This window comes from Methanospirillum sp., assembly GCF_035406105.1.
In the GTDB taxonomy this organism is placed as follows: Archaea; Halobacteriota; Methanomicrobia; order Methanomicrobiales; family Methanospirillaceae; genus Methanospirillum.
In genome coordinates, this window is record NZ_DAONKG010000007.1 from 1 (window position 1) to 25,165 (window position 25,165).

The window sequence follows — 25,165 nt, forward strand, 5'->3', positions numbered from 1 at the left end:
TACCAGACGGCCATACATATGGCAGCCTTTGATCCGGAACGGGATGAACTTTCCGGGAAGAGAATCTCTGCCCGGTTTCTGATTTTACCCCATTACGATTGGTCTTTTGAGGGTTACGAATGAATAACGGCCTCTTCCCGCGGCTCAATGCTGGTCCCGGATATCCATCTGACTGGTATCTGACCATCTGAAACAGGCGACACAGAAAAGAGGGTTATGTCAGTACCCTCTGGTTCAAACCCATAACACATCCCGCCACCTTCAAAAGCGAGGGCATATATCACGGGGAGGAGTGAGATCCCATTCTTATCTGCGTCAAACAGCCGGGATTTTTCATCCATATCTCCTGAAGTATCACCGGTCCGGGCAGGAATAACAACCTCCTGGCAGGCAGTCTTGCCTGGCGCTGATTCTGCCAGTGCAATGGATGATGACGAAGAGAGGAGTGACGCGAGGATCAAATCTGAGAATGAGGGGATTTCTTCATTTGTATGGCGGGATGCGGTGATAATTATTCCATCCGATTCCGGTATGACTGCAGATATACACAATTCGCCTGATGATGAATTGTTTGCGATACAATTCTCATACAACAGTCCGCCACCGTGGTCTGCCAGTATCCGCCGTACGAGTCCAAAGGGAACGGTGTTCTGATCGGTATATGTGGTGATATCCTCACCTATCCAGGATTCTAAAACCAAATCCGCAAGAAGTGTTCCATTCCGGTCCATGATACTCATAAATTCCGTATCCTGGTTGAATTCATTACCCGGTTTCTGTACCGCATCCAGGAGAGCGGACGTGCCATATCTATCACGAAACGCTGCTGCCTCCTCCCCCATATGATAAAGACGCTCGTATGGTGAAGACGGGCTAACAGGTGATGCAACGATGATCGGAGCCGGAGTATTGGCCGGTACTGTCCCAAGAGGAACCAGATACGCAGTAATACGTGCATTCTCCTTGTCTCTCGTAAATACGGACGTTGAATAGTCCTGATACCCAGCCATCCGAAGAACAAGGGTATGAGACCCCTCCGGAAGGGTGAGGGTTCGTGGCGTGGTCCCTCTGCTGGTCCGATCAAGGACTATCTCGGCCCCCTCCGGATATGACTCAATCATGAGGGTCGATGAGGTGATCGGGGCAAACATCGGTTCTAATACTACGTAGATCACGTTGTCAGAGTCAGGACGGACGTCAACAGAGCCACTCCAGGTCTCATATCCGCTTCGCGTAAGGGTAACCTGATAGGTGCCGGTGATAAGATTATCAATGGTTTTTGGGGTTTTTCCCTGGTATACACCATTCAGGATGATCTGTGCTCCGGAGGGGGCGGATGTTATCCGAAGACTTCTGCAGCAGGGATCAGGTTTGAGCGTGGCATGAATCTCCCTCGTCTCACCAGGCGCAGGATTTTCGTTCAGTTCCCTGGTCCATACCAAATACCCGGGTTTTTCAACCCTGATGGTATGATAGGGACTTCCGGTGGAATAGACCTTCACCGATACCGGAGTATATCCCACATCTGAACCATCAAAATTGACCGATGCACCTGATGGAGTGGAGCAAATCAGAAACCACCCGGCATCTCCCCCGACCGGACCAGGCAGCGGTTCTGAATCAGGGGGTGGATAGAGCGTCGGGAATGGTTCAGGACTATCATCAGGGTCAATGAACGGGGAAGGCAGGGCCTCCTCATCTGCACATACACAAGCGGGAAGAAAGGCACAGATAAGCATTCCCATGACGAAGAACGAAAGACAATACCAGGCGTTCATAACCGGGGTGTTACCCTGTGCAGGGAAATGGTTTTCGGTCATGGAAACATTGCTGCAGGGATGCTTGTCTGATGAATGATGTATATCCATGTAATATGCAATTGTCTGGCACTATTGCATGGCAAATACTCATATGTCTCAGTGGTGGACAGAATAGGTGTTCGCAATTCAGCAGGGGTATGATCATGAACCAGGAACCGGATATTGAACGGATTAAGAAAGAGATACTGGAACGGGCTATTTACCGGTATGAGATGAGAATCGCCGACCTGAAAAGTCAACTGGATAGGACAATGCTGACTGCCGAAGTGTAATTTAACTCTTTTTTTTTCTCTAAGGAACTAGGTTTGTGCTCACACATGCCCCTTCCTCGGTATGGTTCATCTCCATATCAGGCAGAACGTGATATCACAGGCTTGATATTATTTGAAGGAGAGAATCGTGCATGGCATTTATTGTTTGGGACGAGGTATATGCAACCGGAATATCCTCAATTGACGAACAGCATAAACATTTTGTATCAGTTCTGAACCGGATGCTTGAGGCATTAAGTCAAAAAAAAGGGAAGGAAGAGGTATCCTATGTTATTGATGAGATGAGCAGGTATGCAGAGTATCATTTCCATACCGAGGAAGGGCTCATGGAGAAGGCAGGATATCCTGATATTGCAGAGCACAGAATTTTTCATGACGCGTTTCTCTCAAAAGTGAATGACTTTCTGTATAAATATAATCAGAATGATGAAACGCTCTCAGCAGAAGTGACCATATTTTTAACATTCTGGCTCAATGAACATCTCTCCACAATAGACCAGAAATATGTTCCATCAATGAAACGTGCAGGAATTTCATGAGGCGATACCATCGTTCTTCTCCATAACCATTATCATGTCATAGTGCCTTTTAAAAAGGCGCATCCATGCGCAGATACTTGTGAAAGAAATAATGAATGGTCATATCTATGACACAGAATCCTCTCTTCTGATTGGAGAACGAAAAGAAGGAGGATCATATATGTATAAAACCGGATGCGGGAACTTTTTCATTTATCATGCAACATCTCATACAACCGGCAATCCGCCGTGGATTAACCCGATTAGCAGAAGCGTTGCGATACGAAGACATTTTCGGTATTCTCTTCATCAATTGTCTTTTCAGGAGGCATTTGGTGAATAATATGGGCAAACGAAGGCATCACCTGATTTTCAAGATCCACTAATAATTTTAGCATATACCGATGCACGCGGGTGTACCGGTTATTCTGGCTTTATCTCCTGAATGATTCCATCAATACTTACCACAAGCCCGGTCTCATCAGCGACAGGTCTTCCACGTTCGCTCATGACCCTGATATGACCAAATTTGTCAATAATCCTGTACTCGATCTCATATGGCTCCCCGGTTTTAATCGATTCCTTTTTTGCCTGGACAACCCGTTGCTTATCGTCAGGGAAAATGAGGGGGATAAGAGATGTTATCTGACCGCTGGCAAGTTCTTTTGCAGAGTATCCGGTCACCGACTCAAGGTGGTCATTATAAAATTCCATATCAGACCCGGCAAGAGAGACCCGGAATACGATACCTGGAATATTCTGAGCCAGGGTCCGGAACTGTTTCTCACTCTTCTCCAGACGTTCTCCTGCCTTAAATCGCATAAGAGCGCTTCCTATAAGTGATGAGCCGATCTCAAGGGCATTGATCTCTTTTCTGCTCCAGATGCGTTCACCGTTTGATTCAAGAAACCCGACGACGCCCCAGATGTCATTTTTTATCTTGATTGGGACGAGAAGGACAGATTTTACTCCCTCCGGTTCCAGAATCCTCCGGTCACCCTCCCGCAGATCTCTGACCAGACTGTATATCGTCTTCTCCTGGGTGAACACATCCTCTATGACCGACCCGTCCTGCTCATGCTTCTGGCGCATGGAGAGTGGGGATCTGGTCCTTCCGACAATCCCAGTTTTTGCATTCCATTCAAGTTCGCTTTTGATCAGCTGGAGGCTGGAGGCTGGAGCCTTTTCCAAGAGGCAGACACGACTCACAGAGGTGGCCTCACCGATAAGCCCGAGAGTCCGTAGTGCAGCATCTTCAAATGTTGAAGACTGAAGAATATCGGATGCAGCCCTGCTCAATGCTTCAAAGATCGCATTCTGCTTTCGTATCTCCAGTTCCATGATTTTTCGGTCACTAATATCACGAAGTGTCTCGATGACACCGATGATATCACCGGTGAGGTTATAGATGGGTGCAGCCTTAATCCACAGCCAGATGCGGTTTTTTGTCACCGGATGGAGGGTCTGCACATCGACCGTCACCCGGTCACCATCGATTACCGGATTATTATACCGCAGCAGTACCGTCTCATCACGATGGAGGATATAATCAGCAAGGACCGGCCGATTCTGGTGATAAAATGCAACCGCACAGGCATAATCTCCTTTCCCAATGATGTCCTCCTTCTTTGTGCCGGTCAATTCCTCCATGGCCCGGTTCCATGCAGTCGCCTTTCCTTCGGTATCAAGTACAAAAACCGGATCAGGGAGGAATTCAAGAATATCTTCAAGACGCTGGTGTGCTTCCCTGATGGCAGCTTCATTTTTTCTTCGTTCGGTGATATCACGGGTGATGGCAAGGACGACGGGTTTTCCCTGTAGGGAAAAGAGATGAGCGTTTACCTCAACCGGCACCAGGGTGCCGTCTTTCCTGACCAGATCGATCTCAAAAAAACCCTGCTCATTGTCCATGAATTTCCGGATGACCTCATCAAAATAATCTTTCATGGATTTTGGGATGATATCAGATAATGAGAGGGTCAGAAATTCCTGATACGTATATCCGGTCAACTGGCAGGTAAGATTATTGACCTCACGAAATCGTGCATGCTTTAAATTTTCAGTCAATTCCATCAGGATAATCGCATCTTTTGCACCCTCAAAGAGCCGGCGGTACTTCTCTTCACTGAGGGCAAGCTTGGTCTCTGCCTCAAGCCATGCGGTAATATCTCGCCAGACCGATATATAATCCAGTATATCACCGGTTTCTGACAAACGGGGGGTTGTGGTGGTTTCAAACCATATCCATTTCCCTTTCTGTGTCCGAAACCTGAACGAAGAAGGGAGACGCGACCAGTTTACACTCTCCCCCTCATTCCCGTTCTGAAACCGTGGCAGATCTTCCGGATGGATGAACTCAGAGATGATCTTTCCCATCAGCTCCTGAGAGACATATCCAGTCAGGAGCTCACACGCAGGTGAGACATAGGAGATGGTCCCGTCTCTCTCCCACCGGATGATCATATCATGCACTGATTCGGTGATAAGCCGCAGATTTGACTCACTTCTTCTGATGGCATCCTGCAAGGCCTTCTTCTCAGTGATGTCCTCGCCGGTTATGACAAGTGCCGGGCGTTCCTGAAAGAATGAGACGGATGATATGGTGAACAGGTACAAGGTCTCTTTCTCATCACTGACAATTCGCGCCTCTTCTGACCTGGTCTCACCGGGCCGTACCATCCTGATAGCTGCAACAAGATCCGGCCCAAACAATGAGTCCAGATGCAGGGCTTCGATGCCCAGGTTGGAAATAGCCTCGATTGTGGTGTTCATCATCCGCAAAAACGAGTCATTTGCCCATCTGATGGTGAGGTCCATATTCAGGATGATGAGCATATGCGGTGAAAAGTTAAGAATGGAAGACTCCGGCTGAATATCAGAGAGATAGTACTTCTTCTTCTGGCCATGCCGGCGCATCTCAAGCCGCCCGGATGAGACCAGGTTATCAAGATACCGTGCGACAGTGTGCCGGTGATGGCCGGACAGACGTGAAATATCAGAGATACTGAGGGATTTTTTTCCCCTGGTAAAAGTGTCGAGAATATCCTGATTTATTTTTGAACTGCCGGAATCCACAGTTTTATGTTCTTGTTAATAAGATTTATTCTTTCGGACACCTGTTTGTCCATCTATTAATTCATGCACGATGAAACTGGTATGCTCATGTGTGAGGCACAGTGTCTTCACGCGATTGAGCCGGAGTCTGCTCTGAACGCGAAATCACACACACATACAAAACAGGAGTCAATATATCACCTTCCACGGGACATGACAATCATCCTGGGATGATTCTACCTTTCCTCGATACTCCTGTTTTTAGGAAGTACGGGTTATTTCAGGAAATGCCTGTATCCTACACAGATCAGATCGCCGTCAGATCACCTGGATATCAGATCCAAACCGGATTGAAGGCTCAGGACATGCGATCTCAAACCGGGTGCGATGTCCCGCTATGCCGGTCTCCGATATCTCCAGACCTGATAGTGCCAGCATCTCCCTGACAAAGCAGAGAGACGGATACGAATTCAGTCCTTCGTGAATTGAGAATATGTCATTCTTGTCGGTCTGTGCAACACCACGTTCATTGTTCTCACAGATGATCACATACCCGTTGTCTTTCACATGAAATGAGAATCGTATCTCGGAAGGTCCGCCACCGTCATCTTGAAGAGCGACGACGATGTCGCGGAGTACGTGCTTAAGGCACGGGTCAGCGTATATCTCAATGTCTTCAGGAATGAGGTTTTCATACCGGATAGTCTGCCTGCGCACCGGTTCAACAGCCGCATTGATACAATTTCTAATACCCTGCCAGGTTCGGGGCACTGTTGCTGCTTTGAGATACTGCCTGCTGTTCGTAAGGGCAATCAGCCCTGCATGAAGATGTGATGCAGCATCAGCAATCTCCTGACTGGTAGATGATGACGATACCTGGTGCCGGAGTAGTTCTTCTGCAGGGTACAGCCAAGTCTGACACACACGTCTGAGTGCCTCGGAAAGCGTCTCAATTTTCTGTTGGGCAGCGGTAAGTGCCGTCTCCAGCCTGCCCCGCTCAAGGTTTTTCAGATGGAGCGATTCATTTGTCTGCTCAAGATCTTCAACCAGTTTCTGGAGTTGTGCATTGGTATAGTGGAGCCGCTCATGAGCAACCTGGAGTTCACTATTGTTCTTTACCGCAGTCTCATACGTTGAGAGCAGAATGTTGAGGATCTGCATCCGGCTGGATGCGATGGTATGAACTTCACTTGAAAATACGACATCAAGCGGCTGGTTTGACTCATTCGAGCCGGGATGCTCTTTCGCCTGCATGATGCCTGCGATGCGTGAGAAGATATACTCTGGATCATACGATTTAATGATAAAGTTATCTGCACCTGCCTCAAGTCCCTTGATCACATCAACCGGGCTGTACAGGTGTGTTACCAGAATTACCGGTATGTCGTGGTATGTTTCGTCACTCTTAATCATCTTACACAGGGTAAATCCGTCCATGTCCGGCATCATAACATCGGTGAGGATGATATCCGGTCTTTCAATTTTCAGCTTTTCAAGAGCTTCATACCCATTATTCGATACCGTGACCTGATGCCCTTTTTTCTCAAGAAGGTGACGGAGATATTCTGCCTGAGTCCGGTTATCCTCTACGATGAGGATCTGTAATGATCTATCAGGACTTGTTTTCATAGACGAGGAATACCTGCATGATTTTTTTGTACCATCATGTTGTAATCACAGATGAAGATGATGATGTATATCCATACGAAAAAGCATCTTCAAAACTGCAAAAAATTCCTGATGGATATGAGAAATGGAGGGTATTTCTCATGGGTATGTATCAGTTGGGAATCAGACTGGAATAGTTAATAGGGAGTCGGGAATGCACCAGAATGATAGTGATCTGCTTCCGATCGTCCCTCAAACCCGCCAACACTCTTTACCTGGAGGTTGTTCTCCTTTGCTTCAGCAATGAGATTCTTTGACTCCTTGCTGATTCCGTTTGAAAGAACGAGCAGATGGGTTGCGTACTCTGCCATCTCTGCGTCGCGGATGAAGGTTGCTGCGTTGATGTGACTCTGGAAGTCAGGGACAAATTCCTTGAACTTTATTCCATGCTCCTGTGCATACTGTTTTGTGTACTGGTCAACACCAGATGATCCACCAGAGACTATCTCGTCAACTCCGCCAATCTCGGCGATGAATTTGCTAATCTCTGCATATACGAGGTCTTTTCGTTCGCATGTCCGAAGTCCTGTTACAATGAGTTTTTTCATGACTACTCTCTCCACAAGGTTCGCATGTGCCATCTTTGCCGATGTCACACGTGAATAAACATGCTTGATTTTGACTATAAAAGTAATTATCTTATTTTGAGTCCATATTCGGTATATTTATATTTAAGATTTAACCGAAGTGCATACAATAAAGAGCAGATATTTCAAACCACTCATTTTTTTCTAAAAGAAGTAATCCTGATCAAATGATGATGTATTGTATGGAAAGCTGAATACTGACAATACGTATAAGACACTCTAAGCAGGAAACAGGGACATGAAGGGAGGGGGTCCCTGTCAGTATATCATTATTTCACCAAAGGGCCGGAGGAGATCCCAATCGGTTTAGTAAAAAGTGCCGGGATATGCACCAGCGTACCCGGACTCATGTTCCGGTAGTCCTTTGAACACACCAATCGTTTTTATGGTGAGACGGTTTTTCCGTGCTTCTTCGATAAGGTTTAATGATTCCTTGCTTATTCCGTTTGAGAGGACAAGCAGATGGGTACCATACTCAGCCATCCGTGCATCCCTGATAAAACTTGCCGCATTGATATGGCTTTGCCAGTCAGGCACAAACTCCACATACGGTATCCCCTGCTCCAGTGCATACTCTTTCGCAAACCGGTCCACGCCCTCTGAGCCGCCGGACACGATCTCATCCACCCCACCGATCTCCAGGATATATCTGGATATCTCGGCTGATACGATGTCCTTTCGATCACAGGTCCGAAGCCCTGATACGATAAGTCTGTTCATGGATTCACTCTTTACCTGTGTTCCCCGTGTCATCATCACCCGGATGGCACAAAAGAACACACATCCTTGGATGCATCCACATAAATAAAAAATGAGTCTGGTCATCAATTACTAAATATTTATAAATGATTTTGAATCGCCGGACCGGATTCCTTCACGGTGATATGCGTTGAAATCCGGGCTGATAGCAAGACATGAAAGAAAACCGACAAAACGTGGACAGGCGTCAGAGAGTATACAGAAAAGAAGAAATATCCGGGAATGCCCCTGGTCCCTCACAAGCTACACGGGTGTGATCAGAGGGTAATTTCAAGGAATTTCTTGCCAGGAACACCACAGATAGGGCAGGCGCCGGGTGCAGAATCAAGGGCAATATTTCCGCAGACCGGGCAGAGAAATACCCTGGAGACATCGAGATCCTTTCCTGCTTTGACGGCTTCCAGGGCCTTTTGATACAGGCCTGCGTGGACCTGTTCAGCCTTCATTGCATAGGTAAACGAACGGGTTGCATCCTCATTTCCTTCAGCCTGTGATTCTTTGATGAAACCTGGGTACATATGAGTAAACTCTTCGGTCTCTCCTTCAATCGCTGCTTTCAGATTGTCAAGAGTAGAGGGAATTCCATATACCTGCAGATGCCGGCGTGCATGGATCTCTTCTGCTCGGGATGCGGCCTTAAAGAGTGTTGCTACATTTGTAAACCCCTCCTCTGCTGCCTTCTCTGAAAATGATGCATATTTTCTGTTGGCCTGCGACTCGCCGGCAAAACCGGCCATCAGGTTCTCCTTCGTTGCCATACTGATCAGATCAGGATGTATAAGTATAAGCATTTCGAGCTGCCGATGATCAATACACTCATTCCTTTACCTGCATAATCTGTGAGGGCACATATATGCCTGCCAAGCGGATGACCGAAATTGATCCCCTGGATCGCCCCAGAGAGAAGATTGAAAGAAAGGGTGCATGTGCTCTCACCGATAGTGAGCTTATTGCTGCAATTCTGGGGAAGGGAACAAAAAATAACGATGTCCTTACCATATCAAAACGGGTTGCAAAACTCCTTGAAAAAAACAACCTACCGTCATATGACACATTACTTCAGATAGAGGGAATCGGCCCGTCAAAGGCTTCGGTTCTTATGGCCTGTTTTGAACTTGCTAACCGGTATGGAACACCTGCAGAACGGGAGCAGATCAGGATAACTGAACCGGAACATATCCTCCGGATAAAAGAGGTCAGTGACCTTGCCTTCCGGTCACAGGAGCATTTCCTTGTCACGACCCTGAACGGGGCATCAGAGGTCATCAACACCCGCACGGTGACAATGGGTCTGCTTAATCACAGCCTGGTTCATCCCCGTGAGGTATTTGCTGATGCGATAACCGACCGGGCGGCTGCCATCATCTGTATTCATAATCACCCGTCCGGGAATCCTGACCCAAGCTCAGAAGACATCGCAGTAACCAGACAACTGGCAGATGCCGGGACCATTCTGGGTATCAGCCTTCTTGATCACCTGATTATCACCAAAGGGGCAGTAACATCACTGCGAAGTCTTGGGTACCTGTGAAAGATGAATGATCTGTCTTCCGTCATGACACATGGGTCAGAGCAGCTCCCAGTGCAAATCCTTTCTGATAAGCCTCCTGCAAAATATCCGGATACCGGTCAAGATCTTCTTTTGTATCCATATCCCTGACGAGGAGTTCATCCGCAAGCCTGCAGTCAAGAATATCACAGAATGCGAGAGTGGATATTTTTACCCCGTCAAAGTTATTCGGAAGATTCATGCCACTTATCGAGATGAGGAGTGTTTTCCTAATTTTTTTCTTCTCTTTTGGTATGAGGGGTACTTTCCTTTCATATTTTGCACAATAAAACACCTGGCACCGGTCCATGAACGACTTCAGATGACCAGGAATCCCCATGGTCATAACCGGTGTTGCAAGAATGAGACTGTCCATATTCTTCAGCAGGGGGTATATAGGCCCCATATCATCCTCCAGGATGCAGGATGACTGTTCCTTACAGTAATACATCTCCCTGCATGATGAGAACTCAAGTGATGGCACATCAATCAAAGTGACCTCGCATCCTGCCTTTTCAGCCCCGGAAATCGCCTGCTTCAAAAGTTTCGCCGTGTTCCCTTCAGGAAGAGGGCTTCCCAGAAGCGCAAGGATTTGTGGTTTCATACTATACTGTTCACATCATCAGTCTTTAAGTCACGGTACGTAATATCCGGACAATCATGTGATCAGGTACATGGTGCCGGATTATTCTTATGAAACGGGTAAAATTAAGAACGTACGGTTTCGAATCAGTTATAAAGATGAAGGATGATTACTGATATGGTGACAACCGTGACCGAAGCAAAAAAGGTCAAGGCTGGCGATAAGGTCGGCCCGGGAAAATACGTTTGTATTGATTGCGGACACGCATTTGAATTTACCGATGCTGAGCAGGATCTGCGAAAATGTCCGGCCTGCGCCTGTGAGATGTATGATTGTTTCCCCATGACGCACATCCGTTCAGATGTGAAGACTCCTGAGGATGCAATCAATCCACCAAAACGGTAATTTTCTTTTTTCCTAAATCCGGCCCGATGCCGTGTACCGCCTGTTGAATATGTTGTGATGGAGGGGATTACAATGGTAAATGTATCTGACGAAGGACAGGTTTTCGAATGTGAGATCTGTGGAAATGTTGTAAAAGTCCTTGAAGTTGGTGGCGGAGAACTTGTCTGCTGCGGTGAACCAATGGTTCTGCAGGGGTGAGAGGCCATGTGTTCAGGGATGGATGATCTTGAAAAGAAGATCGGAAAGGTTCCCAAAATTTTCAAAAAACTGGCGGAGACCGATCCTGACATACATGAGATGATACTCCGCCTGGACCAGTATATCTGGGATGACGGGGCATTATCCCGAAAAACCAAAAAACTTATTGCGATTGCAATAGCTGCTTCCATGAGGGACCAGCATGCGATCAAGGCACAGATGGCAGGAGCAAAAAACCTTGGAGTGACGAAGGACGAAGTCGAGGAAGCACTTCGTATTGCATATCTCCTTGCGGGAATGCCGGCCTATGTAAACGGAAAGGTTATTGAAGAAGAGATTATGTGATGTCATATGTGTTATGAAGATGAAGAGTGCAACTGTGTGGGATTCCCGATTCTGGGCGAGCCTGCACCGGAGTTTGAAGCGGTGACCACGCACGGGAAGATAAAACTCTCCGACCTGAAGGGAAAATGGGTTGTTCTCTTCTCTCACCCTGCCGACTTTACTCCGGTCTGTACAACAGAGTTTATTGCTTTTTCACAGGCAGAACCTGAATTTAAGGCTCTCAATGTTCAGCTGATCGGCTTGTCTATTGACAGTGTTCATTCCCATCTGGCATGGGTCATGAATGTGAAAGAGAAGATGGGGGTTGAGATTCCGTTCCCGATCATCGCCGATCTGGATATGAGTATCGCCTCCCGGTACGGGATGATCCATCCGGGTCAGAGCTCAACTGCAGCAGTCAGGGCCGTGTTCTTTATTGATGACAAAGGAATTCTCCGGGCGATGATCTATTACCCGCTCAGTAATGGCAGGTATATCCCTGAGATCATCAGGCTGGTCAAAGCACTCCAGACAACTGACAAGGCAGGAGTTGCAACACCGGCAAACTGGCAGCCGGGTGATAAAGTCGTTGTTCCCGCACCGGCAACAGCTGAAGATGCAAAGGCCCGTCTCTCTCAGGGATATGAGTGCAAAGACTGGTACCTCTGCTTTAAAAATCTCTAATTTTTATGAACCAAATCCGAGTACTTGCCATTGCAGGAAGCCCGCGAAGGCATGGCAACTCAGAGATACTCCTTGACTGGGTTATTGGAGAGATGATGACGGACCCAAAGGTCAGTATGACAAAAGTGATCCTGAGTGATGCAGATATTGCCCCCTGTCGCGGGTGTAATGCCTGTGAAAAACTCAACGCCTGTGTCAATCATGACGGGATGGATATCCTTCATGATCAGATCCTTTCGGCTGACTGTATCATATTGTCTGCTCCTATCTATTGTATGAGTATCTGTGCCCAGGCAAAAGCACTCGTTGACCGGGCACAGGTATTCAGGTCACGAAAATATGTCCTCAAACTTCCGGTTGTTCCTCCCGAACGAGTCGGAAAACGGTTTGGTATCTTTCTCTCAACGGCTGGTCAGGACTGGGATTATGTCTTTGATGCAGCAATTCCGGTTGTGAAATGTTTCTTCCACGTCATCGAGGTAAAAAACAGGGATCTTTCGTACCTCATGATCCGGCATGTTGATGAGAAAGGGGCGATCGAATCTCACCCGACCGCCCGAAACGAGGCACTGTCTCTCGCCCGGTCAGTACTTGGGACAATGAAGGAGCGGCTGGCATGAAGGAGATGGTCAGGGTCATCGGGCTCTCCGGAAGTCCGCGTCGGAGAGGAAATACTGAACAGCTCCTTGATCGGTTACTGGAAGGTGCATCTGATGCCGGGGGTATCACCGAGAAAGTGGTCCTTTCCACTCTTGAATATTCTTCTTGTAAAGGATGTAATGCCTGTCATAAGACCGGTTCCTGTATTATGGATGACGTAGTAGTGGAGCTCTATGACCGGATGCTTGCCGCTGACTGCATTATCATCAGTTCACCTATCTATACCATGGGCATTACAGCTGAACTCAAATCATTTATCGACCGGGCACACTATCTCTGGGTACGCCATTTCCAGCTTGGAACTCATGTGATCAGTCCGGAGGAAAAACAACTCAGGCGTGGGTATTTTCTCTCGACTGCAGGTATGGACCAGGTAGATGTCTTTAATACGGCGTTTCCAATGATGAAAGCTCTCTTTAATATTTTGGGTTTTACTCATTGCGGTGGCTACCTTGCCTCAAATATGGATGGATATGGTGGTATTACCGGTCACCCGACTGCTCTTGACGATGTATATCGGATCGGAGTCAATGCAGTCACTGGAATTAAGGCCGGTCGTCCCTGTTTAGAAATGGCAAGACGATAATTGAACCCTGTTCACTTTCACCCCGTGGGGTTCATCCTTTATTAGCCCATTCGATAACCTTGGAGTATGGCAGGGGCAGATCTTGCAGGTATCGGAAGAAGGTGGCAGGAGAAGATTGCTGCATCACCTGAGTATACCATTGTCCCTCATGATAATGTATTCAGACTTGGTCTGAACCGGTTCCCGGTCAGGGAGTCTGTGTTCATCGAGAAACAGCGGTTGTTATCACGGCTGTGTACCAACTATTCGGATGTATATCTTGAAGACTGTTTTCCCGGTGAGGAGAGAACGAACCAGGAGGGAGAGTATTATGTCATTGACTCCCGGTTTTCTGCACCATGTATCAGGTATGGCAGGAAGGACATTCATGCCCTGTTTAACCATGACCTGACGCTGGTGCGGGGTGTTGGTCCCTCGGTCTCTGCACGTCTGAAATCAAAGGGATGCAAAACACTCCATGATATGGCACGGATGAGAAAGTACCGGCCATCTGCTCTTCGTGTGCTTGAGGTACTCGAGCAGGAACCGGTGGATATCTGCCGGCTGAGTACTGTGCGGAAAGGGTCATCCCATCCGCTTACCCTTCTGACGTCCTGCCTCTTCTCTCCTGAATCATTCAGATTTGTAGATATCGAGACACTTGGGATCTTTGGCCGGCCGGTTATTCTGATAGGTCTTGGGTTCTTCAGGGAAGGTGAACTGCAGGTAAAGCAGTATCTTCTTCGGAATATAAGCGAGGAAGCCCCGGCCCTCTATGCATTCATGGAAGAGATCCCTGAAGATGCCGTTTTCGTCAGTTTTAATGGCAGGAGTTTTGATATCCCCTATATAGCAGACCGGCTGGCCTACTACGGACTGCCTTCTCTGCCTGCAGCGCCCCATTATGATCTCCTTCATCCGTCACGGCGTCTGTGGAAACATGCTGTTCCCGATTGCAGACTGGGCACACTGGAGACACGGATACTGGGTATCACCAGGGATGAGGATCTGCCCGGTGCACTTGTGCCGGAATGGTATTGTACATACATGGAGACAAAAAATCCCGGTCCGCTGATCCCGATTGTTGACCATAACAGGCAGGATGTGGTAACTCTGGCCTTCCTCCTTGAGCGGTTGGTTTGTGAATGGTATGAGCGTCTCTGCGTTTCTTGAATTTCTCCTGGAGAACCGGAGATACTCAGGGTATATTGCACATATTCAAAGGATCCCCGGAAAGGAGGCAGTACTCTCCCCGGCTCCAGAAGTACTTCCTGGACGGGTGCAGGAGTGGCTGAAAAGAGAGGGAATAAGTCTCTACTCCCACCAGACTTTGGCGATAGAGGCGATTGCGGCAGGAGAGGATGTCATGCTCTGTACACCGACAGCATCAGGCAAAACACTCTCATTTTTACTGCCATTTCTTACGCTCAGACAGAAGGAACGGGATGCAACCGCTCTTGCCATGTATCCGGCAAAGGCACTTACCCGTGACCAGTACAAAACGATGCAGGAACTTGAAAAGGCAACCGGAATGCCGATCGATCCGGCGATTTATGATGGTGATACCCCGTCACATGATCGGCCTCTTATCAGAGAGCGGGCAGGACTTATTCTGACAAATCCATATGAAATGCATCAGATCCTCCCCTGGCACCGCCAATGGTCCTCCTTCTTTACAAGGCTCAGATATGTGATCCTGGATGAGGCACACCAGTACAGGGGAGTGTATGGAAGCAGTATGTCCCTCCTGATAAGACGCCTGCTCAGAATCTGTACGCACTATGGCTCATCCCCACAATTTTTCCTCTCATCAGCAACCCTTGCAAACCCGGCTGTTTTTGCCAGTCAGCTAACCGGACGGGAGATGACGATTATTGATACCAGCGGAGCACCAACCGGAGAGCGGTTCTTCATCCTCTATAACCCGTACCAGGAGATGGCACAACCCCGCTCGGTCTATTCAGAGAGTGCTGAACTCCTCTCCCTTCTGGTCCAGGCGGGTCTTCAGGCCCTCTGTTTTACCGGGTCACGGCGGATGACAGAGCTGGTCTCATTATGGGCGAAAAAAAGTCTTGCACGAAGTTTTCCTGAAAAAGCAACGGCCATTGCCGCATACCGGGCAGGATACCTCCCAAAAGAACGGCAGGAACTTGAGCAGAACCTGAAAGCAGGAATAATCCGGGGGCTCGTATCAACAAATGCCCTCGAACTCGGGATAGATATCGGATCCCTTGATGCCGTGGTAATGACCGGGTATCCCGGAACCATGATGTCGGTCTGGCAGCAGGCAGGACGGGCCGGACGGTCAGCATCAGATGCCCTTGCCATCCTGATTGCCATGCAAAACCCGCTAGATCAGTTCTTTATGAGGCATCCGAAGGAGTTCTTTGCTCGTCCGCATGAACATGCCATTATCGATACAAAAAACCCTTATATCCTCTCCGGCCAGCTCCTCTGTGCAGCTTCAGAGCTACCGGTCAGACCTGAAATCGATATTCGCTGGTTTGGAAACGGAATCACCGATCACCTTGACGCCCTTATCGGAAGTGGTCTTATTGCACAGACACCGCGTGGATATGTCTATACCGGGAGAAAACGGGCAAGTGAACTGGTATCACTATCCCAGATTAGTGAAGTCTGGACCGTGGAGGTAAGAAACCGGGTCATCGAGACCCTGGATATCAGACAGGCGTGCAGGGAGGCACACCCGGGGGCGGTCCTCATACACCAGGGTGAGCAGTATCTTGTCAGCTCCTGGGATTATGAACGACACCGGATTCTTGCAGTACAGGAGGATCCAGGGTATTATACCAAGGTGAACTACCAGACCGGGATCGAGATCCGGGAACGACTGATGAGCAGGGAGATCCGATCCGGAACCCTGTGTCTTGGAAGGGTAATGGTATCTGAGTTTTATCACGGGTACCGCCGGCTCATTGATGAAAAGACCATCTCAACCGAACCACTCTCCCTTGAACCGATCACCTTTGAGACTATTTCGGTCTGGACAGAGTTTTCCTTCGAAGGGATGAGTGCATTATCACCAGACCGGGATATGGGTGGCTCACTTCATGGTGCTGAACATGCCCTGATCGCCATGATGCCCTATCATGTCCTTTGTGACCGGTGGGATCTTGGGGGACTCTCGTCACCAGCTTCTGCCGAGGTCAGGGGAAAACCGGTCATATTTATTTATGACGGGTATGAAGGGGGAATTGGTCTTGCGGAACGTGCGTATCATATTTATGAAGACCTCTGTGCCTCTGCCGGGACGATGGTTGCGGAATGCAGATGCAAAGATGGATGTCCTGCCTCCATCTACTCTCCGAAATGCGGAAATGATAATCAGCCACTCGATAAAAAAGGGTGTATTGCGCTTCTTATGCATCTTGCGGGGATGACCTGATCTAAAGGAGGATTATTTCTTCTCTTTTGCCTTTGCCTGTGCAGCTGCCGCTTCCTTTTTTTTCCGGTAGTGTTCGGTTATTTTTGAGATGTGTGCAATTTTATCCATCTCATTTCCAAATAAAACAAATCCTTTCTTATCCACCGAGATGATCTTATAGATCTGTCTTATCTCGTCCGGTACCCGCATCCCAGGAATCGCCCGCATATTGATAAAATTCTCAATCTGAACCTGAAAGTTCTTCTTGAGCAGTTCCCGCATCTCCTGGATGTTATTGCGGAGAACCCTGATGTCCTCCTGATTCCACTGCAGGATATGGCGCTCAAGTTCTGATATCCGGTCGATAGCCTCTTTGCTCTTTTCAATATGTTCATCAACGGCCTGTGACAGGGCCATCTCGGCCATCTCAGCACTATCGATATTCTCATATTGCATACTCAATCCCCTTCCTGTATACGTATACCCTGCAGCTGAAATCAATCTTATTCCCTCTTCTCTTTTATACCTAGAACGGGAATGTCACAAAGCCGGCGTTCTTTTAAAATCGCGATGAGTTTTGTTGCAGCACACAAAACCGGGGGGGTGAGTACTGTATCAAAATCCAGGCATCCAGGCTGGATTCCAATGAGAACTACCGATGATAGGATGGCACAATGTTCGATAAAAAAGGTGAGAGGAAGCTGATGAGTCCCAATCCCATAATCCCTGATCACATCCGGAGGAATGATCCGGACTGAGCCCGGGGGGAGATCCATATGAATGGCATCAATGACAACAATCTGATCCGGTCTCATTTCCCGTATCGTACGCGTAAAATTTTCCGGAACTATCCCTGCATTGATAACCGACCAGTCTGAACCAAGGAGGTTTTCTGCAATATACGGACCGACTCCGTCATCCCCAAGCAGATCATTTCCGATACCAACGAGCAGATCCACAGTACTATACCTTTCTTTCCTCACTTCAACCAACCGGTATGATGTGATAATTATTTTATAAGTTACCGGACAATTTTCAATAAATGGGCGTAGAAAAACTGGAAGACATCGTTGATATTCCCTATCCGCAACATCCTCATTGTGCGACAGTTCTGGTCCTTGATACATCAGCATCCATGTCAGGCAATAAGATTGCAGAATTAAACGAGGGGCTTCGTATCCTGACCGATGAACTGAAGGAGGACGATCTGGCTGTAAAGCGGATCGATCTTGCCGTGATCACCTTTGGGAAAGGAGTTGAGATTGTCAGACCATTTACCGGAATTTCAGCATTTGATCCCCCTGAGCTGACCGCCGGCGGATATACCCCCATGGGTGAGGCTATCCTGGAGGCTGTCCGGCTTGTTGAAGAACGAAAAACTGAGTACCGAACCATCGGAACTGATTACTATCGGCCCTGGATTTTTTTAATCACCGATGGTCAGCCGACTGATATGCGCAAAGGGGATGAAACCTGGGAAAAGGTTATTGCAGCGGTGCATGGAGGAGAAAAGGATCATAAGTTTCTCTTCTGGGCGCTCGGTGTTGACCAGGCCAATATGACCCTCCTTCGTGAGATCTCTCCTCCGGGAAGGACACCATTGATGCTCAAAGAAGCAAAATGGGCCGATATGTTCCTCTGGCTCTCCAAGAGTCTCTCTCAGATATCAGACTCCCGCATCGGTGAGCAGATCTCACTTGAAAACCCGGTCGGTCCGGAAGGCTGGGGAGTAATTACACTCTGATCCAATGCACCATAAAAATGCGGGACCCTATATCACCTGTGGGGCATCGGTCGCAGGAACCAGACATATTCGTGACCAGATACCCTGTGAAGATGCCTGGGGCGGGGTCATCCTCCCTGGTGCACTCATACTTGCAGTTGCAGACGGCCTCTCATCAGCAGAACATGGAGGAAAAGGAGCAGCGATCGCGATCTCCTCAGGTATCAATACTGCCGCTGACTTACTCAGGACAGAGCAGGATCCTGATATTGCTTTCATTATCAGGGAGGCCGTCCGGGAGGGGAGAGAATATATCAAGGCCTGTGCCCGGTCGGAGGGAACAGACATATCCTCATATGCAACAACCCTGCTGATGGCAGTCCTTACTCCTGATAAGGTTGTCTGTGGCCATATCGGTGATGGTGCCTGTGTTATCCTGTCTGACGGGAAAGCATCCCTGCTATCAGTCCCGGGCCAGACAGAATTTGTGAATGAGACGGCTGTTCTGACACAAACAAACTGGGAGTCGCATCTTCGGATCACATCCGGCAGGGGTGATGCCATTTTGTGTGCAACGGACGGATGTCAGGGGGCACTTATGAGGCGGGAAGAGGGGGCATATATTCCGTATGAACCGTTCATTGTGCCACTTGTGAGATCTCTTAAGCAGTATTGCATTGAAAACCGGGATTTAAACGCAGAACTAGCTGACCTGCTCGTCTCTTCCCGGATGCGTGCATTGTCGTCTGATGATATGACCCTGGCAGTCGGATTCTCTCTTCCTGGTGAGCTCGTCTGATGAACGGGTCGTCCGGATCTGAACCAAAAATCCGGATTGACCGTTCCGGTATCCTGGTCTCTCCCCTGTCTTCAGGCCCAATCCGGGAGGAACTGGTGATCATGAATGAGGGGAAAGGCCGGCTCTATGGGAATATCCGCTCAGATGCAGCCTGGGTCACTGTTCTTGACACGACCCTGAATACTACTTTTATTCAGCGGGTAATACTTGAAATAAGGCCTGATAAAGCCCCGGCGAGCGGAGAGTCATGGGTGCATATCCTCTCAACCGGCGGGATTGGGCGGGTCAAGATAGAACTCCGGCGAACCCCTGCACAGGTTTCTTCACTCCGTCTGGATGAGAAGGTTTTTCAGTTTTGTGGCATTACAAAGGACGAACCTTTTTCATTCTCATTGACGGTCAGAAATGCAGGGTCAGGATTTTTATCAGGCACCGCGGTTCCGCTCTCTGACTGGATTGAGATACCGGTCCGTGGTATCTGGACCCGAACGATGCAGGCGATTCCGGTCAGAATACTCCCCTCAAAAGCCCCGCGAGCACGGCATCCAGTCGGCAGGATCCATATAAAAACGAATGGTGGGGAAGAGACGGTTGAGGTCTCCATACACCGGTCAGAGGAGAAAGGCCCAATTGCCCGGTTTATTCCATCATCTCTGCGTATATCTTGGACGGTCCGGGGCATCATCGAGGAACGTCTTATCGTTAAAAATATGGGATCCGGGACCCTCCGGGGTACAATTCCATCAAAATATTCCTGGATAACCGCTGTTCCATCTATCTTCTCAGTCACGGAGAGTACGATTATTACCATCAGGGTTGATACACGCCTCCTTCCGGGCACCCTTCCAGCATCAGTGCAACTCGTCATCATCACAAACACCGGGCCGTTTACCCTGAATATAGAGATTATCCGTTCATATCAGGCCCAGGTGAAAGCGAGGACCCGTCTCCCAAGAATGAGAACCAGGTCACGAATGATTGTCCTTGACCAGCAGGGCAATCAGCTTCAGATCATATCATCTGGTAAATCCGGCGGAGAAGGTGAGATATGGTATATTGAAGATGACGACACAAAATGTGTGAAAATTTTTCATCCGCACCGGAGCAGCCCGGAGATGGAAGAAAAGATCCGGGTTATGCAAAAAAACCCCTTACAGACACCTCCCGGCACCGGAATATGCTGGCCTTTAGGAATTATTGTCTCAACAGCTTCTCCGCACCGCTTTCTTGGATACCTGATGACACGCCTGGACAGCACCTATATGCCGGTACACATATGGTATGACAGACCGGATCAGGATTTTTCCTTTGCATTAAAGGCCGCTGCACGACTGGCAGGTCTTGTGCATGCAGTTCATATGAATGGCCACTGTGTCGGGGATCTTCGTGAGAATAATGTGTTTATCAGCACCAGCGGAGAGATATGTCTCATTGATACCGATTCATTTCAGATCACCGACCCGTCATCATCAAAGACATGGTTTTGCAGGGTTGGAACCGGTGAGTATCTCCCTCCCGAACTGATAGACGGATCATTTGAGAGGCAGGATAGTGATCGGCTCTTTTCTGATCGCTTTGCCCTTGCCGTCCTGATTTTCAGGTTTCTGATGCAGGGGGCCCATCCGTATCAGGGTCGCGGGCCGCTTATTGAGGATGCACCTACCACTCCGGATAAGATTATCCGTGGCCTCTTTGCGTATGAGGAGAAGATTCCAGGGCTCTATCCTCCTGAGTACGCCCCGTCATATGACCGGATTCCGGCACCAATCCGTGCTCTCTTTCATGAGGCATTTGTCACCGGTCATCAGCACCCGGCGGCTCGTCCTGACCCGCTCAGGTGGGTACAAATTCTGGGCATGCGATTGGATGCCCAGGCAGTTCAGCGACCGCAAGCGGTACTGATTACCAATAATTCAGAGCAGAAAACTGCGATAAAACCTGATCGAACAGGGCCTGTCTGCCCGCAATATGTCGATAGTGATGGGCATCAGGTTTTGATAGGGCGACGATTGATCCGAATATCCCACGGAGAGATTCGGGAAACAGACCGGTCCGGATATCAGATCCTGATCGGAATGAACCATCTCACCATAGACCCATCCCCCCGAACCAGTCAGGTCCCCCCATCAATCATTATTCCTCATTCCATTATCAGTTACACACAAAAGACGGCCCCCCGGCAGTTTCCGGGTCATGAGAGATATTATTATCTCATTCCAGGGATCGATCTCTCCCGGTATGTTCACTGGCATGTTGCAGCAGACCCCTCAAGCTGCAGAGAATGGAGACGGGCATTCTCATACAGGCATCGGATTGCGGCATGCAGAAATCTCCTCTCCGCTCTTCTCTCTATTCACAGGGCAGGACTGCATCCCTATAGCCTTTCACCACGATCAGTCTTTATCGGGGCGGACAGTTCAGTCCGGATCATTGCAGCTCCCGCAGACGACGGAAAACCAGAGAAAAAAGAGCAGATTTCTCAGATCTCAGAGGTGAGAACTCTCCTGAGTATGATAATGATGGACGGATGCAATCCTCGTCAGATTGCAGAACGGTTCCATAGGGCATTTCCCAGGTATGTTCCCTCACCAGACCGGATTCCGTATCCGATGAGAGAGATTTTTTCAGATCATGCGGATATCAGCGAATCGATCGAAGATATCCTCTCCGACTGGTTTAAAAGGGCAGATTCTGCCTTTTCCTCGTTGGTCTCCTGCCAGCATGACTCTGGTCACTGGTATTGTATAGTCCCAGGGGTCTGTCCGTTCTGTCATCCTGATCACATGCTTCGGATTCTCCCCCTTCAGCCGGAACGCTTCTTTTTACCTGGAAAAAAGGTATTATTCCTGCCACCTCCTCTTCACACGGTCAGGTATCTGAAACGAAGGCGTATACAAAAAGAAAGAACGGGGATTCCAGTCATCTGCCTTTCTTACCCGCTATTTCGAGTACCACGGATTTCCTGCTCTCCAGTACCATCTCTCGCATCCGGCACTTATGATACCACGCTTCTGCCCGTATGCCATATCCGGTGTCTTCCGGTGTGTCTGCCCCTGGCAATAACCGCTCTTGCCTGTATTCCGCCGGTGTTCTCACTTGAGGCGATGATTCTTGCACGGTTTGATATCTCACTGATTGATGAGATGCGATGGATCTCTTCTCTTGAACAGATGAAAGGGACATTATTCCCTCGGCTGATACGCATCAGAAAGGAGCGGCGTTGGTATGTCCGGAAAACCATCTCCGTGATGATACTTCCCGGATATTTTGAAGTACCAAAAAAACAACCGGCATCAAAAGGAAAGAAAGGAAAGAAGGGGGAGACAAAAGGGAAACTGACAAAGAAATTATCAGAGTTTATCGGGGAATTATTTGGATAACCCGTATCCTTTTTCATATAATGAGTTATCCAGCAGTCATCGCATCCTCCGACTGATTCCCAACCCGGATTATTCTTCCGCCGGTCTTCTGATGAATCGGTGACGGGATACTTTTCAGATATTCGATAAACTCGTCAACATCAAGTGCCCCGTATGCGATCACATCTCCTTCCTTCATTACCGTATACCCGTCTCCTCCGGATATCAGGAAATCTGTAGTGGCAACCGTGTATTTTTTATTCATATCAAGGTCTTTTCCCTCAAATGTGATATGAATCACCCGATCCTGAGGCTCCCTGGATTCATCATACGAGTAGGTAAATCCAGATATCTGAAGGAGATGATCCGGTTTTACCGTTCGTGTCCATTGCTGATTGAGCAGATCCAAAATCTGCTGCCCGGTCATCTGAACGATGTTAATCTGATCATGAAAAGGCATGACGGAGTAGGCCTCACCGGTTGTAATCTCACCGGCGTCAATATCTGCCCGAAGGGATCCGATATTCAGAATACTCATATCAGTCTTCATATACCACCGGAATGCATCGGTTACGATATTATAGAGAAGTGCTTCGCCATTTTCATCCGGCGTTCTGGTGAGGGGAATATCAGTTGTTGCTATCACCTGACTGGTAAAGGGGGCAACAGTCGTATTGACAGCGTCAAGCAATTCCTGGGCATTCGTATCAGGGATCTGTCCAGGTCCCTGATCCGCGTATGTGGTGATGATTGTAGCACTTGAGTTTACGACGTCCCTGCTTTGTGTATCCAATGCAAGGGACACATCAGCATATGCTGAACTGTAGGAGTACGCCTGGGTAACCAGTGTCGGCTTTCCACCTGCATTGGGGAGAAACTGATTTGTGAAGGCATGCGTATGGCCGGACAGGACAACATCCACATCTTCATCAAGTCGAATAACAATCGATGCCACTCTGCCTGAAAGATCCCCGGTCTCCCGCGTCGGGCCGTCATAGGGCGTCTGGGTTCCACCTTCATGGAGCAGAACAACAAAAGCATGGATGCCTTCTTTCTGAAGGGCCTGTACCTGGGCGTTAATTGCATCCGCTTCATCGGTAAAGACAACTGATGCAACCTTCTCCGGTTCTGATATCTCACTGGTTACTTGTGTGACTGCCCCGATGAATGCGACCGGAATACCATTGACATGCTCGATAACATATGGCGCAAAGACCAGGTTTTCTGTCCCGTTCCAATAGACATTTGCGGCAATTACCGGCCACAGTGCCCCCGGATAGGGATCAACGAGATGGGTGATATTCGTATCTCCATTGCCGCCATTGATGAGCCGGAGTAATTCAGAGACATTGCGGTCAAATTCATGGTTGCCAAGGGTGGCAATAACCCTGCCCCCGCTTTGGGTACTATCGGTTTTCTTCCAGTCACCGGTCACAAATCTGTTAAAAAAGAGTATTGCAGGTTCATCCAGAAGCAGGTTTGATTCAGCCGGTGACGCTCCGGTCAAATCACCAGGCAGGGCAATAATGGTGTTATTCACCCCATACGTTTCTGTTGCATTAGAGAGATATGCACCAAGAACAGGGATACTTCCAACCGGTGTTCCATTTATCTTCTGACCAGGACTTATCTGACCATGAAAATCATTGACTGCCAGGATATGGAGGGGTATGGGTTCAGAAGGCTCTTCAGCTGATAACGATGGAATGAAGAAAACGGTGGACAGACAGAGAAAAAGCATGATACCTGGTCGCAGGCGATGCAGTAAGAAGGAACTTGGGAACTTGTGATGAATTGGCATGAGAAATACTCTCCGTGAAGGAATATGAAGATGTGGGAGAACGTGCAGGATAACAAATATCTGGAAAACCAGATGTTTCATCTGTTTTTTCACAATTTCAGTGATGAGCGGTCTATTCTGAATACTCTGGATACTGGAGAAGAAGGAACATACATAAATGTATGGTACCAATTCAGGTTTCCTCTCATCAGCATTTGGATCAGGAACTATTGAAGATATAACGGTTGCTTGGACCAGAGTATGAAAATATGGTTGAAAAAAGATCTGGCGAATGTGGGAGAGATGACGTATTTGGTTAAATCATGAGAAAAAATATCATGAAAAAAGAATTTACTATCATGAGACATAATCACGAGAATTAGTATGCGAGGGAAGCGATTTGAACGCTCGAACGCCTTCGCGACAAGGCCCTCAACCTTGCTCCTTTGACCTGGCTCGGATACCCTCGCTCA

The 25,165-nt window shown here is 48.3% G+C and carries 26 protein-coding genes and 1 tRNA gene; 16 read left to right on the forward strand and 11 right to left on the reverse strand.

Annotated features, from left to right (window positions below; genetic code table 11):
• Window positions 1–113 precede the first annotated feature (113 nt).
• Entirely contained in the window at window positions 114–1,868 is a 1,755-nt protein-coding gene (locus PLA23_RS00720) for a PEGA domain-containing protein (protein ID WP_324473587.1), read from the reverse strand.
• A 95-nt stretch (window positions 1,869–1,963) separates the two neighbouring features.
• Between PLA23_RS00720 and PLA23_RS00725 the strand changes: the two genes are divergently transcribed.
• The 3 genes from PLA23_RS00725 (at window position 1,964) to PLA23_RS00735 (ending at window position 2,953) form a co-directional block, all read left to right on the forward strand.
• Window positions 1,964–2,092 carry a hypothetical protein gene (locus PLA23_RS00725; protein ID WP_324327919.1) on the forward strand — a complete coding sequence of 43 codons (129 nt, stop codon included), beginning with the start codon at window positions 1,964–1,966 and terminating at the stop codon, window positions 2,090–2,092.
• A 131-nt stretch (window positions 2,093–2,223) separates the two neighbouring features.
• Window positions 2,224–2,631: a bacteriohemerythrin gene (locus PLA23_RS00730; RefSeq protein ID WP_324327920.1), complete on the forward strand. Its 408-nt coding sequence runs from the start codon at window positions 2,224–2,226 to the stop codon at window positions 2,629–2,631.
• Window positions 2,632–2,710: 79 nt separating this feature from the next.
• A complete protein-coding gene (locus PLA23_RS00735; protein WP_324473589.1) occupies window positions 2,711–2,953 on the forward strand; it encodes a hypothetical protein in 243 nt (80 codons plus the stop codon).
• An 80-nt stretch (window positions 2,954–3,033) separates the two neighbouring features.
• Here the strand turns inward: PLA23_RS00735 and PLA23_RS00740 are convergent, their stop codons facing one another.
• Window positions 3,034–5,685 (reverse strand): PAS domain S-box protein, encoded by a 2,652-nt coding sequence (locus PLA23_RS00740; protein WP_324473591.1) that lies wholly within the window; start codon window positions 5,683–5,685, stop codon window positions 3,034–3,036.
• An 87-nt stretch (window positions 5,686–5,772) separates the two neighbouring features.
• Between PLA23_RS00740 and PLA23_RS00745 the strand changes: the two genes are divergently transcribed.
• Entirely contained in the window at window positions 5,773–5,898 is a 126-nt protein-coding gene (locus PLA23_RS00745) for a hypothetical protein (RefSeq protein ID WP_324473593.1), read from the forward strand.
• 84 nt (window positions 5,899–5,982) lie between these two features.
• On the opposite strand, the gene PLA23_RS00750 is transcribed toward PLA23_RS00745, so the two are convergent.
• The 4 genes from PLA23_RS00750 to PLA23_RS00765 all read right to left on the reverse strand — a co-directional run bounded on the left by PLA23_RS00750 (window position 5,983) and on the right by PLA23_RS00765 (window position 9,436).
• On the reverse strand, window positions 5,983–7,293 hold the full coding sequence (locus tag PLA23_RS00750; RefSeq protein WP_324473595.1) for a response regulator: 1,311 nt from the start codon (window positions 7,291–7,293) through the stop codon (window positions 5,983–5,985).
• A gap of 176 nt (window positions 7,294–7,469) precedes the next feature.
• On the reverse strand, window positions 7,470–7,913 hold the full coding sequence (locus tag PLA23_RS00755) for a DUF2493 domain-containing protein (RefSeq protein WP_324327930.1): 444 nt from the start codon (window positions 7,911–7,913) through the stop codon (window positions 7,470–7,472).
• Between the two features lie 312 nt (window positions 7,914–8,225).
• Complete coding sequence (locus PLA23_RS00760) at window positions 8,226–8,675, reverse strand: DUF2493 domain-containing protein (RefSeq protein ID WP_324473597.1); 450 nt, start codon at window positions 8,673–8,675, stop codon at window positions 8,226–8,228.
• A gap of 260 nt (window positions 8,676–8,935) precedes the next feature.
• Window positions 8,936–9,436 carry a rubrerythrin family protein gene (locus PLA23_RS00765; RefSeq protein ID WP_324327934.1) on the reverse strand — a complete coding sequence of 167 codons (501 nt, stop codon included), beginning with the start codon at window positions 9,434–9,436 and terminating at the stop codon, window positions 8,936–8,938.
• A gap of 95 nt (window positions 9,437–9,531) precedes the next feature.
• Between PLA23_RS00765 and radC the strand changes: the two genes are divergently transcribed.
• On the forward strand, window positions 9,532–10,209 hold the full coding sequence (radC, locus tag PLA23_RS00770; protein ID WP_324327936.1) for a RadC family protein: 678 nt from the start codon (window positions 9,532–9,534) through the stop codon (window positions 10,207–10,209).
• A 22-nt stretch (window positions 10,210–10,231) separates the two neighbouring features.
• On the opposite strand, the gene PLA23_RS00775 is transcribed toward radC, so the two are convergent.
• Window positions 10,232–10,831 carry a flavodoxin family protein gene (locus PLA23_RS00775; protein ID WP_324327938.1) on the reverse strand — a complete coding sequence of 200 codons (600 nt, stop codon included), beginning with the start codon at window positions 10,829–10,831 and terminating at the stop codon, window positions 10,232–10,234.
• Between the two features lie 144 nt (window positions 10,832–10,975).
• Between PLA23_RS00775 and PLA23_RS00780 the strand changes: the two genes are divergently transcribed.
• From PLA23_RS00780 to PLA23_RS00815, 8 genes are all read left to right on the forward strand, one after another.
• Complete coding sequence (locus tag PLA23_RS00780) at window positions 10,976–11,215, forward strand: zinc ribbon-containing protein (RefSeq protein ID WP_324473599.1); 240 nt, start codon at window positions 10,976–10,978, stop codon at window positions 11,213–11,215.
• A gap of 72 nt (window positions 11,216–11,287) precedes the next feature.
• The gene (locus PLA23_RS00785) at window positions 11,288–11,413 is read left to right on the forward strand and encodes a desulfoferrodoxin FeS4 iron-binding domain-containing protein (RefSeq protein ID WP_324327941.1); all 126 of its coding nucleotides are present in this window, start codon (window positions 11,288–11,290) and stop codon (window positions 11,411–11,413) included.
• Between the two features lie 6 nt (window positions 11,414–11,419).
• Window positions 11,420–11,758: a carboxymuconolactone decarboxylase family protein gene (locus PLA23_RS00790; protein WP_324327943.1), complete on the forward strand. Its 339-nt coding sequence runs from the start codon at window positions 11,420–11,422 to the stop codon at window positions 11,756–11,758.
• Between the two features lie 6 nt (window positions 11,759–11,764).
• Window positions 11,765–12,421 (forward strand): peroxiredoxin, encoded by a 657-nt coding sequence (locus tag PLA23_RS00795; protein ID WP_324327946.1) that lies wholly within the window; start codon window positions 11,765–11,767, stop codon window positions 12,419–12,421.
• A gap of 5 nt (window positions 12,422–12,426) precedes the next feature.
• The gene (locus tag PLA23_RS00800) at window positions 12,427–13,041 is read left to right on the forward strand and encodes a flavodoxin family protein (protein ID WP_324327948.1); all 615 of its coding nucleotides are present in this window, start codon (window positions 12,427–12,429) and stop codon (window positions 13,039–13,041) included.
• Window positions 13,038–13,667 carry a flavodoxin family protein gene (locus tag PLA23_RS00805; protein WP_324473601.1) on the forward strand — a complete coding sequence of 210 codons (630 nt, stop codon included), beginning with the start codon at window positions 13,038–13,040 and terminating at the stop codon, window positions 13,665–13,667. Before PLA23_RS00800 ends, PLA23_RS00805 begins: the two co-directional genes overlap by 4 nt.
• 66 nt (window positions 13,668–13,733) lie before the next feature.
• On the forward strand, window positions 13,734–14,819 hold the full coding sequence (locus tag PLA23_RS00810; protein WP_324331582.1) for a ribonuclease H-like domain-containing protein: 1,086 nt from the start codon (window positions 13,734–13,736) through the stop codon (window positions 14,817–14,819).
• Entirely contained in the window at window positions 14,797–17,052 is a 2,256-nt protein-coding gene (locus PLA23_RS00815) for a DEAD/DEAH box helicase (protein ID WP_324473604.1), read from the forward strand. Before PLA23_RS00810 ends, PLA23_RS00815 begins: the two co-directional genes overlap by 23 nt.
• A 12-nt stretch (window positions 17,053–17,064) precedes the next feature.
• Here the strand turns inward: PLA23_RS00815 and PLA23_RS00820 are convergent, their stop codons facing one another.
• Together PLA23_RS00820 and hycI are read right to left on the reverse strand one after the other, a co-directional pair.
• Window positions 17,065–17,487, reverse strand: coding sequence for a hypothetical protein (locus PLA23_RS00820; protein ID WP_324473606.1), 423 nt, complete (start codon window positions 17,485–17,487; stop codon window positions 17,065–17,067).
• 47 nt (window positions 17,488–17,534) lie between these two features.
• Complete coding sequence (gene hycI, locus PLA23_RS00825) at window positions 17,535–17,990, reverse strand: hydrogenase maturation peptidase HycI (protein ID WP_324331869.1); 456 nt, start codon at window positions 17,988–17,990, stop codon at window positions 17,535–17,537.
• An 83-nt stretch (window positions 17,991–18,073) separates the two neighbouring features.
• Between hycI and PLA23_RS00830 the strand changes: the two genes are divergently transcribed.
• Genes PLA23_RS00830 through PLA23_RS00840 form a run of 3 tightly spaced genes read left to right on the forward strand, consistent with a single transcriptional unit; the run spans window position 18,074 to window position 22,933 of the window.
• Window positions 18,074–18,775 (forward strand): vWA domain-containing protein, encoded by a 702-nt coding sequence (locus PLA23_RS00830; protein ID WP_324331870.1) that lies wholly within the window; start codon window positions 18,074–18,076, stop codon window positions 18,773–18,775.
• A 4-nt stretch (window positions 18,776–18,779) separates the two neighbouring features.
• The gene (locus PLA23_RS00835) at window positions 18,780–19,553 is read left to right on the forward strand and encodes a PP2C family serine/threonine-protein phosphatase (protein ID WP_324473608.1); all 774 of its coding nucleotides are present in this window, start codon (window positions 18,780–18,782) and stop codon (window positions 19,551–19,553) included.
• A complete protein-coding gene (locus PLA23_RS00840) occupies window positions 19,553–22,933 on the forward strand; it encodes a hypothetical protein (RefSeq protein WP_324473610.1) in 3,381 nt (1,126 codons plus the stop codon). Before PLA23_RS00835 ends, PLA23_RS00840 begins: the two co-directional genes overlap by 1 nt.
• A gap of 25 nt (window positions 22,934–22,958) precedes the next feature.
• Here PLA23_RS00840 and PLA23_RS00845 read toward each other — a convergent pair whose 3' ends face one another.
• Both PLA23_RS00845 and PLA23_RS00850 read right to left on the reverse strand, forming a co-directional pair.
• Window positions 22,959–24,653, reverse strand: a complete 1,695-nt coding sequence (locus PLA23_RS00845) for a bifunctional metallophosphatase/5'-nucleotidase (RefSeq protein ID WP_324331214.1) — start codon at window positions 24,651–24,653, stop codon at window positions 22,959–22,961.
• Window positions 24,654–25,077: 424 nt separating this feature from the next.
• Window positions 25,078–25,162 (reverse strand) — tRNA-Leu (locus PLA23_RS00850).
• Window positions 25,163–25,165: the final 3 nt, after the last annotated feature.

Excerpts from the sequence above, each read along its gene's own strand:
- PLA23_RS00725 (WP_324327919.1), top strand. The coding sequence starts at position 1,964 with ATGAACCAGGAACCGGATATTGAACGGATTAAGAAAGAGATACTGGAA.
- radC (WP_324327936.1), top strand. The coding sequence starts at position 9,532 with ATGCCTGCCAAGCGGATGACCGAAATTGATCCCCTGGATCGCCCCAGA.
- PLA23_RS00795 (WP_324327946.1), top strand. The coding sequence starts at position 11,765 with ATGTGTTATGAAGATGAAGAGTGCAACTGTGTGGGATTCCCGATTCTG.
- PLA23_RS00720 (WP_324473587.1), bottom strand. The coding sequence starts at position 1,868 with ATGGATATACATCATTCATCAGACAAGCATCCCTGCAGCAATGTTTCC.
- PLA23_RS00845 (WP_324331214.1), bottom strand. The coding sequence starts at position 24,653 with ATGCTTTTTCTCTGTCTGTCCACCGTTTTCTTCATTCCATCGTTATCA.
- PLA23_RS00730 (WP_324327920.1), top strand. The coding sequence starts at position 2,224 with ATGGCATTTATTGTTTGGGACGAGGTATATGCAACCGGAATATCCTCA.
- PLA23_RS00755 (WP_324327930.1), bottom strand. The coding sequence starts at position 7,913 with ATGGCACATGCGAACCTTGTGGAGAGAGTAGTCATGAAAAAACTCATT.
- PLA23_RS00835 (WP_324473608.1), top strand. The coding sequence starts at position 18,780 with ATGCACCATAAAAATGCGGGACCCTATATCACCTGTGGGGCATCGGTC.
- PLA23_RS00775 (WP_324327938.1), bottom strand. The coding sequence starts at position 10,831 with ATGAAACCACAAATCCTTGCGCTTCTGGGAAGCCCTCTTCCTGAAGGG.
- PLA23_RS00840 (WP_324473610.1), top strand. The coding sequence starts at position 19,553 with ATGAACGGGTCGTCCGGATCTGAACCAAAAATCCGGATTGACCGTTCC.
- PLA23_RS00805 (WP_324473601.1), top strand. The coding sequence starts at position 13,038 with ATGAAGGAGATGGTCAGGGTCATCGGGCTCTCCGGAAGTCCGCGTCGG.
- PLA23_RS00790 (WP_324327943.1), top strand. The coding sequence starts at position 11,420 with ATGTGTTCAGGGATGGATGATCTTGAAAAGAAGATCGGAAAGGTTCCC.
- PLA23_RS00765 (WP_324327934.1), bottom strand. The coding sequence starts at position 9,436 with ATGGCAACGAAGGAGAACCTGATGGCCGGTTTTGCCGGCGAGTCGCAG.
- PLA23_RS00745 (WP_324473593.1), top strand. The coding sequence starts at position 5,773 with ATGTGTGAGGCACAGTGTCTTCACGCGATTGAGCCGGAGTCTGCTCTG.
- PLA23_RS00780 (WP_324473599.1), top strand. The coding sequence starts at position 10,976 with ATGATTACTGATATGGTGACAACCGTGACCGAAGCAAAAAAGGTCAAG.
- PLA23_RS00800 (WP_324327948.1), top strand. The coding sequence starts at position 12,427 with ATGAACCAAATCCGAGTACTTGCCATTGCAGGAAGCCCGCGAAGGCAT.
- PLA23_RS00815 (WP_324473604.1), top strand. The coding sequence starts at position 14,797 with ATGAGCGTCTCTGCGTTTCTTGAATTTCTCCTGGAGAACCGGAGATAC.
- PLA23_RS00810 (WP_324331582.1), top strand. The coding sequence starts at position 13,734 with ATGGCAGGGGCAGATCTTGCAGGTATCGGAAGAAGGTGGCAGGAGAAG.
- PLA23_RS00820 (WP_324473606.1), bottom strand. The coding sequence starts at position 17,487 with ATGCAATATGAGAATATCGATAGTGCTGAGATGGCCGAGATGGCCCTG.
- PLA23_RS00785 (WP_324327941.1), top strand. The coding sequence starts at position 11,288 with ATGGTAAATGTATCTGACGAAGGACAGGTTTTCGAATGTGAGATCTGT.
- PLA23_RS00750 (WP_324473595.1), bottom strand. The coding sequence starts at position 7,293 with ATGAAAACAAGTCCTGATAGATCATTACAGATCCTCATCGTAGAGGAT.
- PLA23_RS00760 (WP_324473597.1), bottom strand. The coding sequence starts at position 8,675 with ATGATGACACGGGGAACACAGGTAAAGAGTGAATCCATGAACAGACTT.
- PLA23_RS00830 (WP_324331870.1), top strand. The coding sequence starts at position 18,074 with ATGGGCGTAGAAAAACTGGAAGACATCGTTGATATTCCCTATCCGCAA.